General features: G+C 43.9%; 9 protein-coding genes. 8 read left to right on the top strand and 1 reads right to left on the bottom strand.

The genetic code is table 11. From position 1 onward, the window contains the following. The first annotated feature begins 251 nt into the window (after positions 1-251). The 8 genes from pilW to CXF58_RS01705 all read left to right on the top strand — a co-directional run bounded on the left by pilW (position 252) and on the right by CXF58_RS01705 (position 11,033). Positions 252-1,187, top strand: a complete 936-nt coding sequence (pilW, locus tag CXF58_RS01740; RefSeq protein ID WP_228706505.1) for a type IV pilus biogenesis/stability protein PilW — start codon at positions 252-254, stop codon at positions 1,185-1,187. Then, entirely contained in the window at positions 1,184-1,999 is an 816-nt protein-coding gene (locus CXF58_RS01735; protein ID WP_102076373.1) for a helix-turn-helix domain-containing protein, read from the top strand. The genes pilW and CXF58_RS01735 overlap by 4 nt, the downstream gene beginning before the upstream one ends. Before the next feature lie 126 nt (positions 2,000-2,125). Beyond that, a complete protein-coding gene (gene ispG / locus CXF58_RS01730; RefSeq protein ID WP_102076372.1) occupies positions 2,126-3,241 on the top strand; it encodes a flavodoxin-dependent (E)-4-hydroxy-3-methylbut-2-enyl-diphosphate synthase in 1,116 nt (371 codons plus the stop codon). 98 nt (positions 3,242-3,339) lie between these two features. Beyond that, on the top strand, positions 3,340-4,626 hold the full coding sequence (hisS, locus tag CXF58_RS01725) for a histidine--tRNA ligase (protein ID WP_102076371.1): 1,287 nt from the start codon (positions 3,340-3,342) through the stop codon (positions 4,624-4,626). Positions 4,627-4,684: 58 nt separating this feature from the next. Then, the gene (locus CXF58_RS01720) at positions 4,685-5,473 is read left to right on the top strand and encodes a YfgM family protein (protein WP_228706504.1); all 789 of its coding nucleotides are present in this window, start codon (positions 4,685-4,687) and stop codon (positions 5,471-5,473) included. 242 nt (positions 5,474-5,715) lie between these two features. Then, the gene (gene bamB, locus CXF58_RS01715; RefSeq protein ID WP_102076370.1) at positions 5,716-6,924 is read left to right on the top strand and encodes an outer membrane protein assembly factor BamB; all 1,209 of its coding nucleotides are present in this window, start codon (positions 5,716-5,718) and stop codon (positions 6,922-6,924) included. Between the two features lie 450 nt (positions 6,925-7,374). Next, positions 7,375-8,817 carry a ribosome biogenesis GTPase Der gene (gene der, locus CXF58_RS01710; RefSeq protein WP_102076369.1) on the top strand — a complete coding sequence of 481 codons (1,443 nt, stop codon included), beginning with the start codon at positions 7,375-7,377 and terminating at the stop codon, positions 8,815-8,817. A 242-nt stretch (positions 8,818-9,059) separates the two neighbouring features. After that, the gene (locus tag CXF58_RS01705; RefSeq protein WP_102076368.1) at positions 9,060-11,033 is read left to right on the top strand and encodes a sensor histidine kinase; all 1,974 of its coding nucleotides are present in this window, start codon (positions 9,060-9,062) and stop codon (positions 11,031-11,033) included. Between the two features lie 168 nt (positions 11,034-11,201). Here CXF58_RS01705 and CXF58_RS01700 read toward each other — a convergent pair whose 3' ends face one another. Further along, positions 11,202-12,368, bottom strand: a complete 1,167-nt coding sequence (locus tag CXF58_RS01700) for a D-alanyl-D-alanine carboxypeptidase family protein (protein ID WP_068408643.1) — start codon at positions 12,366-12,368, stop codon at positions 11,202-11,204. Positions 12,369-12,676: the final 308 nt, after the last annotated feature.

Here is a 12,676-nt window from a genome sequence, read left to right as displayed (position 1 = left end):
CCGTTTTTATTGTCCAAAGTTAGGAAGTTAGGATTAAATATTTGCTGATTGACAAGTGAGTAGGTAAGACAATGAATTGAATTGCTTATCTGTCGTTTTTATCTCACAACGGTAATAAAATGTAGTTACGGACATCAATAATAAAGAGCAGCACTATTAATATCAACTAAATTGTACTTATGGGTGCTAAATCCATTAAACTGATGCCTCGATGATCGAACGCATTGACCCACAGTTTTATGATGGCGGCTATGATGACTTTAAAAACTCTTTGTCAGTTCAAATATCAAACCTTACTTTCTCAATCGGCGCAGCAATCAGCTGTTAGCATTGCCCAAACGCGCGGCGCAAACGTTATTTTGTTAGCCAGTGCGTTAAGTGCTTTGTTGTTAAGCGGTTGTCAAAGTACGACGACCACAGACTTGATTGGTAATGCACCTTATCAAACGTCGACGCGACCGAGCGACAATCGCAATTTAGATCAGCAAGAAATTGCTCGCGTTCGCACGTCACTTGCTGCACAATATATCCGCAAAAATGAGCTCGATACCGCCCAGCGCCAACTTGAAAAAGCCTTTGCTGCCGATAGCCGTTATGCGCCTGCCTATGATATGATGGGCATTTTGTTGCAGCAAGAGGGCAGTCGCCTTAATCTTGCAAAAGCCGATCAATACTTTAAAAAAGCCATTATGCTAGATAAAGATTTTGATCAAGCGCACAATAATTACGGCGTTTATTTGTCGCAAATGAAGCGCTATAAAGAGGCGGCGGAGCAGTTTGAGATTGCAGGGGCGGCGCTTGGCTATGAAGGCCGGATTGGGGCGTTAGAGAATTTAGGGCGCACCTATCTTCAGCTCAATGATCATCCAGCTGCTGCCAAAGCATTTTTGCGTGCATTAGATGGCAACCGCAACAGTGTGATTGCGCATATTGAACTGGTTGATTTGCTACTCGAGCAGCAGCGTGTACAGCAGGCTCAAAGGCTTTATGATGAAACCTTGCTACTGGTACAAGGGCAGAGTATTAGCCCGCGTCTGCTATTACAGGGTATCAAACTTGCCGCGGCACAAAATAACATAGCGACGCGCCAGCAATTGGCTCAGCAGCTTTTATCCGCTTACCCACTAAGCGATGAAGCAAAACAACTTAAGATTTGGCTTAATAATCCAGAGGCACCATGGAAATGACCACCCCATCATCAAACACTCAATCTAACGCTCAGGGATCATTTGGTGCAATGTTGCAGCAAGCCCGCAAAACCAAACAAGTCAGTTTAGAAGAAGCCGCTGCCGAATTATTTATTTTAAAACGTCATTTACAAGCGCTCGAAAATGAGAATTTTGCGGATTTACCACAAGCGGCGTTTGCGCGGGGTTTTGCGATTAACTACGCCAAGTTTTTGGGTTTAGATCCTATAAAAGTAGCGAGCAGCTTTGATGCCGCTTACCCTAATGAGCTAAAGGTGCGCGCCCCTCAGAATATTGAGTCGCCACTACGCCCGATGGGTACTTTGCAGCGCGATACTCACAACCGCATTCGTTTTAATCCCTTATTAATCATCGCCGTGATTGGCGTTATTATTTTAGCGATTTTCTTATTTCGCATGGTGTCTAACGCCAGTAAAGACAATAATGAGCAGCCAGTAACGACCAGCGAAGATATCTCAGCACTAGAGCAAGCGCAAGGCGCAGCGATTGATGTTGATAGTAATGGCGTTGGTGCGTCGGGCTCGGCGCTGAATTTGGGCGGTGAAAGTACGGCAGCCGCTACGCTCGACGTTAAGCTGACCGATGCCGCTGTTGTGGTAATTACCGATGCCTCGGGTAGTAATCTGATGAATGGCTCGCAAACTGCTGGCGATTATAAATTATCAGGTACACCGCCTTTTAACGTACAGATTGATAATGTTAAAAATGTCAGCTTAATGCTTAATGAAGAAGCGGTGGCGTTAGACAGTTATGCCACAGGTACGCAGGCCAGCTTTGAGCTTGCGCCTTAATGCTTAATAGCTATTAAACTTAACAAAACGATTGTTCCTAACAAGCTGTTAGCGTTAAAAAGTAATGTTGGTTTCCAGATTTTAGTTTTAATTCGTTCCAATTTGTTCCAATGAAAGGGTTTGTCTATGTCAACGTCAGCGCCTATTAATCGTCGTCTTACCAAAAAAATACATGTTGGTGATGTCGCAATCGGCGGCGATGCACCGATTAGTGTGCAAAGCATGACCAATACCGATACTTGTGATGTAGAAGCGACCGTTGCCCAAATCGAGCGCTGCGTTGAAGCGGGTGCGGATTTGATGCGCGTGTCGACACCGACAATGGACACCGTCAACGCCTTTGCCGAGATTCGTAAGCGGGTTAGTGTACCCCTTATCGCAGACGTACATTTCGATCATAAAATCGCCCTAGCGGTTGCAGCAGCGGGCGCCGATTGTCTGCGGATTAACCCGGGTAATATCGGTAGCGACGCCAAAGTCCGCGAAGTGGTCGCTTGCGCCAAAGATTATAATATTCCGATTCGTATTGGCGTTAATGCCGGCTCATTGGAAAAAGACATTCAGCGTAAATATACCGAGCCAACGGGTGAGGCGATGCTTGAATCAGCCATGCGCCATATCGATATATTAGAGCGTTTAAACTTTGATCAATACAAAGTATCGGTAAAAGCCAGTAACGTATTTTTGACTTTAGATGCTTATCGTCTGATTTCTGCGCAGATTGATAATCCGCTGCATTTAGGCGTCACCGAAGCAGGCGTGTATCGTACCGGCGCAGTGAAATCTGCCATTGCCTTAGGCGGGCTGTTATTAGACGGCATCGGCGATACCATTCGTATCTCCTTAGCAGCAGAGCCAGAAGAAGAAATTAAAATCGGCTTTGATATTTTAAAGTCGCTCAATATCCGCTCAAATGGTGTTAATTTTATCGCTTGCCCAAGCTGCTCACGCCAAGAGTTTGATGTGATTAAAGTAATGACCGCTTTAGAGTCACGCTTAGAAGATATCCGTGAGCCGATGAATTTGTCGGTGATTGGCTGTAAGGTAAATGGTCCCGGTGAAGCAAAAGAAGCGGATATTGGTATTGTTGGCGCGGCACCAAAATCACTGGTCTACCGTATGGGCGAAAAAAGCCATTTGATTGATACCAATAATTTAGTTGACGAAATCGAAGGCATGGTACGTGCGCATGCCGAAGATTTGGCGAAAAAACGTGAGAATGAAATCATTCGCGTAAAATAAGTCGTCACCCTGATGTATTTTCTGATTAAAATAAAGCGCGATTATTAATAAAAAGTATTAGAGATAGCTTGTTAAAAATTTAAGGATGCGACCGTACTATGATTAAAGCAATCAAAGGGTTTAATGATATTTTGCCTGAGCAGTCTGCAAAATGGCTGCACTTAGAGTCGATGTTGGCAGATGTATTGGGCAGATACGGTTATGAGCATATTCGCCTGCCTATTGTTGAGCAAACCGATTTGTTTGCGCGTGCTATCGGCGGCGCAACCGATATCGTCGAAAAAGAGATGTATAGCTTTACCGATAAGTCTGAGCCGCCAACGCCATTGGCATTGCGCCCAGAAGGCACGGCAGGGGCAGTACGCGCGGTAATTGAGCACAATTTATTGCGCGGTGATACGCCGAAACTCTGGTATATAGGTCCGATGTTTCGCTATGAGCGTCCACAAAAAGGTCGCTACCGCCAGTTCCATCAATTGGGTGTCGAAAGTTTTGGTAGTGCGTTACCAGATGCTGATGCCGAGCTGATTGCTATGACGCATTTGATGTGGCAAGAGCTTTGTCTAAAAGATGAGATGCGCTTAGAGCTTAATAGCTTGGGTGAGCTTGATGAGCGTCATGCTTACCGTGAAGCATTGGTTGCATATCTAACTGACAAACAAGAGCAGCTAGATGAAGACAGTAAACGCCGCTTGACGACCAATCCATTACGTATTTTAGACAGTAAAGAGGCGAGTACCCAAGCGCTATTGGCAGAGGCGCCAAAGCTTGCTGAGTTTTTGGGTGCCGAAAGTAAAGCGCATTTTGAACAAGTGCAAGCGTATCTGACCGCACTTGGGATTGAGTTTGAGATTAATCCGCATTTAGTACGTGGACTTGATTACTATAATAAAACCGTATTTGAGTGGGTTACTGATAAGCTTGGTAGCCAAGCGACCGTTTGTGCCGGTGGCCGTTACGATGGTTTGGTTGGTCAGTTAAAATCTATCGGCACCTCTGATGATAAAGCAGTAAAATCTGAGCCAGCCGTTGGTTTTGCGATGGGACTTGAGCGCTTATTACTGCTTATCGACGCTGTATCACCGATAGCAGAGTTGCCCGCTTGCGATATTTTTGTGGTTGCCCATCCAGAAGTTTATAGTGCGGGTATCAGCTATGCGCAAGCGCTGCGTTATAGCCGTCCTGACTTACGCGTAAAAATGGCGAGCGCAACCAGCTTAAAAGCGCAAATGAAAAAGGCGGATAAATCGGGCGCGGCGTTGACAGTGATTATCGCTCAGCAGGAACTCGATGATAATACCATTAGTATCAAAGACATGCAGACGGGTGAGCAAAAAACAGTCGCGCAAGACTGGTTGTCAACTAAAGACAACTTCGTTCGTTAATAAGCGATTGTGGTTTTAGCATTAAACATTTCATATCAATTTTATCAGGTAAAAATATATGGCTCTGACACCCAATTCGCCAAATGCAGACAATTCAATGCAAGCGTTAAAGCAATATGGCAGCTATATTGTCACTGCGATTTTATTGGCGTTAGCAGCCTATTTTGGCTGGACATATTGGCAAAACAACCATGCGCGCGTCGATACGGTGGCCGCCGACCATTACGCCGATATTCAACGTTTAAATGAAGAAGTTAGCCTCGCATCACAAAACCCAGACTTAGAAGCAGAGGCACAAGCGTCACTAGCAGAGAGCCGTAAAAAGCTAGATAAAGATATTGATGCTCTAGTGAGCACCCATGGTAATTCTGTCTATGCGTGGCAAGCGCTAATGATTAAAGCGCGTCAGCAAGTGGACAGCGATGATTTTAAAGGTGCAGGTGAGACCTTTAAAAAAGCACTGGCAATCGATTTGGGTGATGCGGGTCTACAAGCGATTACCCGTCTGCGCTATGCCAAAACACTATTGGCAGCGGGCGATGCCGATGCTGCTTTAACTGAAGCTAATAACGATATGCCAAGCTCGTTTGAGGCAAGCCAGCAAGAGCTATTTGGTGATATTTATTTGGCGCAAAATAATAAAGACGCGGCGATTAAATCTTACAATAATGCTTGGGAATTGTTACGTAGCCGTCAAGAGACACGTGCAGTATTGGCATTAAAGATGGAAAGTCTCGGTATCGTGCCTGAACCTATTGCGCCGCAAGCAGGACTTATCCAAGAACCTGCTATGCCTGCCCAGCCAGACGTAGCCAAAGGTGAAAATTCAGTAAATATTAGCGAATAAGCTATTTTTAAAAAGATACCAAAACCAAATATTAAAAAAATAGCAAAAGCGCTAATGTGCTAATAAAGAAAAATTGCAACACGATAAAACGTTGTACAAACCCTTTTAAAACTAAGTAGCGCAGTGAGTTAAAGAGGTAGCATCAATCATAAGTGCTTATTTATTATACTTATTATTGTGTGCCATTTATTTACTGCTAACTAATTTATTCATGATTACTTTATTGGTAGTGAGAACCTATAATGACTCAAGCTATTCGCTCAAACAAAACGATAAACGTTAAGACAATCAAAACGACGGCCATGCATGTCGCCGTCATCGCAGTGATGGCAACGGCAGTCGTTGGGTGTAATCGAGGTATCAAACCAGTCGTCAATGAGCCTGTAAAGTTGGTACAAATTGCGCAGCCAATTAGCGTGCTGCAGCCGGTTTTTAGTACCGATGTTGGCAGCAAAAAAGCCAGTAGTAAAGATCCTCTTAGCTTGCAAGTAGGCTATGCCAACTCGCAAATTGTGACGGCCTCGCGCGGTGGTGATTTGACTGGCTTTGATAGTAAGGGTCAGCGCCTATGGTCAGTCAATGTAGGCGATCAAATTACCGGCGGCGTGGCATTAGACGCCCTTAGTCAGACGGCTATTGTGAGTACACGCAGCGGTTCGGTGATGGCATTTGATAGTGCCACTGGTGCCAAGCGCTGGCAGCAGCAATTAACCGGTACGGTTTTGACGCCAGCGTTAATCAGCAATAACCGAGTAATTTTATCGGCCAATGATGGTTTCTTGCATGGTCTGTCGCTACAAAACGGTCAGTCTGTTTGGCAGTTTGCCACCCAAGTACCTCCTATTAGTGTACGCGGTACAGCAGCGCCGACACTGTTAGATGATAAAACTGCACTCCTAGCAACGGCTGACGGTCGCTTGCATGCTATTACTATTGATAATGGCTTACCGCAGTGGTCACGCCGCGTTGGCGTCGGAGCGGGTAGTAGCGAAGTTGAGCGCATGAGCGATGTCGATGGTATGCCGATTGTTGATAATAATCAGTTATTTGCTATCAGTTATAGTGGTCAGCTGCTCGGTATTGATCTAGCTTCGCGTCAAGTCATGTTCGTCAATGAACTTGCCAGCTTAAAGTCACTTGCGGTCAATAATCAGCAAGTTATTGCCACTAGTTTAGACGGTAAAGTGGTCGCTTATAACCGCAGTAATGGCGAAATGTTGTGGGAAAGCGAAGAGTTGGCTTATCGTCACCTCACCAATCCTGTAATGATTGGCAATTATATTGCGGTTGGCGACTTTGATGGCGTGGTACATTTATTTGACCCTGCAAGCGGTAAAATCGTTAGCCGCGTGCAGACCAAAGGTGCTTTGACCAACTTGCAAGTACAAGGCAGTCTGTTAATGACCCAAAGTACGGCAGGACAAGTAGCGATTTGGCAATTAGCACGCTAGGTTTGTTATAAGAGAAGGCTTATTTAAACGTCTATGTTCTAAAGCAATGCATTAAAACTAGTTGTCAAATAAAGCGTTAAATAAGCATACTGGTATTAGGTTCAAGAAAAACGCTGCTTTGTCAGCGTTTCGTGCCTTGTGTAAATTGCTTGTTTAAATAGTGGCTTTCGCGTACTCTATGCGACCGATAAGTGCTAGGTGTTAATTGTATAAGCCATGACGATTGATTGGTCATGATGCTTATATGTCTGAATTATCTATACTTTAAGCGATATATTAACCATCATTTGTAGCAACTGCTTAACACAAAGAGCTCACTATTATTTATCATCATTTTATCTTTATCATTTATTTAAATTTGCGGTCGAGTAGCGTTATTCTTCTTAATATAAGCGTAAACGCAGCGTCCGCCATTGTACACATCACTGTGTCATTCACTGAGAGTAACCCATGAGTATCAAGCCTGTGGTCGCCTTAATTGGCCGTCCAAACGTCGGTAAATCTACCTTATTTAACCAGTTCACTAAAAGTCGGCAGGCATTGGTTGCTGATTTATCAGGGCTGACTCGTGACCGTCAATACGGTGATGCGACTTATGAAGACAAATCCTTTATCGTAGTCGATACCGGCGGTATTGGCGAAGCTGACGATGGCAGCGGCAACATTGATGACTATATGTCTGAGCAGTCGCATACCGCCATTCATGAAGCCGATATTATCGTTTTTGTCGTTGATGCGCGTGCCGGTATGATTGGCGCTGATGCTGAAATTGGCAAGTTTTTGCATACCCTTGGCAAGCCTGTTTATGTCGTCGCCAATAAAGTTGACGGAGTCCATGAAGCTGCGCCGGCAGAGTTTTATGCGTTAGGTTTAGGTGAGCCGTATCCAATGGCAGCCAGTCATGGGCGCGGTGTTGGTAACTTGCTAGAAGCGTTGACCGCTAACATGCCAACGCAAGAAAATGTCGTCGAGCCAAGAGGGTTAAAGCTTGCGATTATCGGTCGTCCAAACGTTGGTAAATCAACGCTGGTCAACCGTTTATTGGGTGAAGACCGTGTGGTGGTGTTTGATATGCCCGGTACGACGCGCGATAGTATTTACATCCCGTATAAACGCGATGGCAAAGATTACGTTTTGATTGATACGGCTGGTGTACGTCGCCGCGGTAAAATCGATGAAAAGGTAGAGAAGTTCTCAGTCATTAAAACCTTGCAAGCGATTGAAGATTCTAACGTAACCATCATTGTGATTGATGCGCACGAAGGTATTGTCGACCAAGACTTAAATATGATTGGTTATGCGCTTGATGCAGGGCGTGCATTGGTAGTGGCCATTAATAAATGGGACGGTCTGACGCAAGATCAAAAAGACTATATCAAGCTTGAAATGGATCGCCGCTTTAACTTTATCCCATATGTCAAAGTACATCTTATCTCTGCGCTACACGGCACTGGCGTAGGTAATTTATACCCATCTATCTTGCGCGCTTATCAGTCGTCGATGTTTGAGGTATCAACCAACCGCTTGACGCAGATTTTACAAGATGCGGTCACGGCCAATCCGCCGCCAACGGTTGCTGGTCGCCGTATTAAACTACGTTTTGCGCATATTGGTGGTCATAATCCGCCGGTGATCGTGATTCATGGTAATCAAACGTCTGCGCTGCCAAAAAGCTATCAACGCTATCTTGAAAACCAATTCCGTCAAGTCTTTAAGCTTGAAGGCACACCGCTGAATGTTATCTTTAAGCAAAATGAAAACCCGTACGCCAATAAAAGTGATACGCCAACCAAAGCAAAAGCGCAGCAATTACGCCAACGTGAACGCAATCGCGCGCAAAAATTTACCACCAAAGATAAGCCTAGATTTACCAATAAAGATAAAAAGCGTTAATTTTGCCAGATAGTGAGTGTTTTTATTTTTTATAGCAAATAAAGAACATTTTATTTTAACTTTGCTGTTTTTCGATTCTTAGCTTTTTCTGTAATATAAAATGTCATGATGACTATGTCAGTCGTCATGGCATTTTTTAATTTAAAACTGTGTTAAGTTACATTAAAATGTCGCATTATCCTTATCCTCTCTATAATATATCTATATTATAATCACAAGTTGTCTTCACTCAGTTGAGTCATATGAACAACCGCTCCCCAAAAACCTTACCCATGCTCATTTGGCAATCTATCATGCAGACCATGATTTTGGCTGTATTGGCAGGTTTTTTATTGTCTTTTGTTTATGCCTTGGTGCAGCATTATAAGGAAGAACGTCGGCATACTCAGCAGTTGGCGAACCTTCTGACGCTTAGCGCGGCGAGCGTAGATGGCGATGAGGTAGTCGCTGATCAAGTGCGTTTTTTGTTAGAAAATGAGCAAAATATCGAAAGTATTTTGTTTTATACCACCTCGCAGCCCATTGCTGATAGCAATCTGTCAAAAGACGATTGGAAAAATGCTTTATTTGCCAATGCGGTCAGCTTTAATTATCCGGTCGTCGGCGACTATGTGGATGGCAATAGCACACTTTCTATCGGTAGTGATACGCTAAACGGCGAGCAGAAAGATTTTACGACTTTGACCACCATCAATACTAACTCAAACTCAGAGAGCGACCCTATAAGCGACTCAGTGAGCGAAATGTCGTCTGATACTGCATTGGTTGGCTATATCAATATTACTTTAAATGTGGCGGCACTGCGGACAGATTGGGTACAAAGCAATTTATGGCTGTGGTTAATGACAACGTCGTTGGCGATTATCTGGGCGCTATTTATTTTGCGCAAACTAAACTGGCCATCAAAAGATATCGACGCACTGACCGAAGTTTGCGATATTGTGCTAAAAAACCCTGAGCTTGAGCAGCTACCGGCAATTCCGCAGCGCTTTAAATTTGAAGAATTGGTGCAGATTAAGCAGGCTTTTATTACTTTGTTTAATCGCCTGCAAGCGTCGAAACAAGACTATGCAGCGCTGGCGGTGTTTGAGCAGCAGTTACATCAAAAAGATTTATCGCTTGACGTGCAGCTGCATAATTTTCAAAGTATGATAACCCATGAGCTAAAAACTTCATTGAATGCCATCGTTGGCGGTTTACAGTTATTAGAAGGTGAACAGCTAAACGCTGAGCAAAAAGACGCAGTTGAGATTATTCACAATGGCAGTGATAAATTGGTATTGGCGCTCAATCAAATTATACAACTGAATCAAATCCAAAAAGGGCAAATCAGCCTACAAATCAGTGAGTTTAATCCGCTACAATTAATTTCAGACCTATTGGCCGAATATGAACCTATTGCCAAGCAGAAAGGTTTGGATTTAAGCAGTCATATTCATCATATTGATTATAGCCTCGAAGGCGACGCCGAAAAGATCCAGCAGATACTGTCGATCCTACTGAGTAACGCTATTAAGTTTACCACAGCAGGGCAAGTAAGCGTTACTTCGCAGCTGACCCATTTCAACCACAGCAACCGCTGGCAGATAAGGATAAAAGATAGCGGTATCGGTATCGATAGCAGCTTTATAGAAGATATTTTCAATCCGTTCTTTCAGGTAGATTCATCGCAGACCCGTCAGTATGAAGGCACAGGTATTGGCTTGCCAGTCGTCAAGCAAATGGCGCAGCTGATGGGTGCTAGTGTCGAGGTGAGTAGTACACTAGGGGTTGGGACAGAGTTTATTGTTACTATGCAGCTGTCTAATCAGCGCCAATCGCGCCAGCAGTATTTGCTGTCTGGGCTTGACGTTATGTATTATTACTATCAAGATAGCGGCGCTTTGCTAGAGGAATTACAGCGACTAGGGGCGCGTGTTACCTACTATCAACATGAACAGCTGGTCATTGATGATATAAACGATAAAAATTTCGATATGGTAATGTTTGCTGAAGACGTATTACCAAGTAGCGCTGAAGCCTTAGCAAGACGTATTCGTGCTTCTGAGACTAGTCATCGTGCTTTGTTGGTGTATTGGTATTCGCAGCAGCAAGCGCTACATTTAGATAGTTTTGAGCACGGATTAAAAGCTGCTGGGGTAGATTACTGTCAGGTAGCGAGCTATGAAGACAAAGCGCTGAGTAATTTGCTAAAAAGCTGGCTTGCTTGCTCTTAAATATGACGGTATTCATGAAGCTACAGTTAAAAAAAGACCAATAAAAAAGACACCCATCAAAGGCGTCTTTTTTATATTAAACTCGCTAATCACTGTTATCTAATATCAAATGGCTTTTAAAACAAATTGTTAAGCTAAAGATTCAAGACAAGTACTTAAAACAATTCTTTAAAACAAGTTTTGAGCCCAGCGTGTAAAACGTTGCCAAATACGGCTCATAAAGCCTGATTGTTCAATATTGCTCGTAGCAACGACAGGAACTGAGGCAACTGCTTTACCATCAATTACCGCCATCATTTTGCCAATTTCTTGACCTTTTTTGATAGGGGCTTCTAAGCTTTCAGGAATATCGACCACGGTGGTGATTTTATTCTTTTGGGTTTTGCTGGTCAAAATCTGCAAACTGTCACCAGTCGCTAGCTCTACTTCTTTTGCTTCGCCAAACCATACTGGTACTTTGCTGACAAACTGACCAGCGGGCGCTTTAGTGACGGTGGTAAAGTGGCCAAAGCCCCAGTTTAGCAACTCACGTGACTGATCGGCGCGCGCTTGCTGACTTTTTGTGCCCATAATGACAGAGATAAGGCGCATATCGTCACGCTTACTTGACGCTGCTAAGCAATAGCCTGCGGCGTCAGTATGACCTGTTTTTAGGCCATCAACCGTTGGGTCGGTCGCAAGTAGGGCGTTACGGTTACCCTGCGTGATACCGTTATAGGTAAACTCTTTTTCCGAATAAAGACCATAATAGTCGCCACTGTTTTTGATAATAGCACGCGAAAGTTTTGCTAGGTCTAAAGCTGATGCTTCATGACCTTCATCGGGCATACCTGTGGCATTGACAAAATGGGTATTCTTCATGCCGATTTTTTCGGCTTCTTCATTCATCAAAATCGCAAACGAAGCTTCGCTACCAGCGATGTGTTCGGCCATCGCTTTTGAAGCATCGTTACCTGATTGAATGATGATACCGCGTAGCATATCGATCACGCTGGCGCTTTTATTGACTGGTACATACATGCACGACTCACTGCTACTACCGCGGCACCAAGCATTAGCGCTCATCAGTACTTGCTCGTCTTCTTTAAGATCACCTGATGCTAAGCGCTGTTCAATCATGTAGCTGGTCATCATCTTTGTCAAAGATGCTGGCGGCAATGGTTGATTGGCGTTTTTCTGCGCCAGTATCTCACCCGTGTTATAGTCCATTAATACATAGGCGGTATTGTCCATTTCAGGAGGCTGAATGGCTGCGCCAGCCATCATTGCACTCATAGAAACACTAACGCCCACTACCAGCTGTACCAGCTGTTTTTTCACATGCTTTACTGTCATAGATTGTTACACCGCATCATAAAACCAAATGTATCTATCGCTGCTATCACAGGCTAAATCTCAAGTTAATCTAACATAAGCGCTTTAAATTTAAGCGTCAGAACAGATTTTTGCTGAAAGCCTTGACGACTGAGCGATGGACATAAAATTAACGCCTTATCTTAGCAAAATGCCGCTCGATGGGGAAATGATAAATAAAATAAAATTACTCACGATTAGAAATTGGATTTATAGCGACTTTTTTAATATCCATAAAAAAACTTGCTGCAACGTCTGCTAGGAGCGGACGATACAGCAAGCTGATTTAT

It is taken from the genome of Psychrobacter sp. Sarcosine-02u-2, assembly GCF_002836335.1.
In the GTDB taxonomy this organism is placed as follows: Bacteria; Pseudomonadota; Gammaproteobacteria; order Pseudomonadales; family Moraxellaceae; genus Psychrobacter; species Psychrobacter faecalis.
The sequence above is the reverse complement of the archived record's forward strand: the minus strand, read 5'-3'. Positions and strand labels throughout refer to the sequence as shown.

Excerpts from the sequence above, each read along its gene's own strand:
- hisS (WP_102076371.1), top strand. The coding sequence starts at position 3,340 with ATGATTAAAGCAATCAAAGGGTTTAATGATATTTTGCCTGAGCAGTCT.
- bamB (WP_102076370.1), top strand. The coding sequence starts at position 5,716 with ATGACTCAAGCTATTCGCTCAAACAAAACGATAAACGTTAAGACAATC.
- CXF58_RS01720 (WP_228706504.1), top strand. The coding sequence starts at position 4,685 with ATGGCTCTGACACCCAATTCGCCAAATGCAGACAATTCAATGCAAGCG.
- CXF58_RS01700 (WP_068408643.1), bottom strand. The coding sequence starts at position 12,368 with ATGACAGTAAAGCATGTGAAAAAACAGCTGGTACAGCTGGTAGTGGGC.
- CXF58_RS01735 (WP_102076373.1), top strand. The coding sequence starts at position 1,184 with ATGACCACCCCATCATCAAACACTCAATCTAACGCTCAGGGATCATTT.
- der (WP_102076369.1), top strand. The coding sequence starts at position 7,375 with ATGAGTATCAAGCCTGTGGTCGCCTTAATTGGCCGTCCAAACGTCGGT.
- CXF58_RS01705 (WP_102076368.1), top strand. The coding sequence starts at position 9,060 with ATGAACAACCGCTCCCCAAAAACCTTACCCATGCTCATTTGGCAATCT.
- ispG (WP_102076372.1), top strand. The coding sequence starts at position 2,126 with ATGTCAACGTCAGCGCCTATTAATCGTCGTCTTACCAAAAAAATACAT.
- pilW (WP_228706505.1), top strand. The coding sequence starts at position 252 with ATGATGACTTTAAAAACTCTTTGTCAGTTCAAATATCAAACCTTACTT.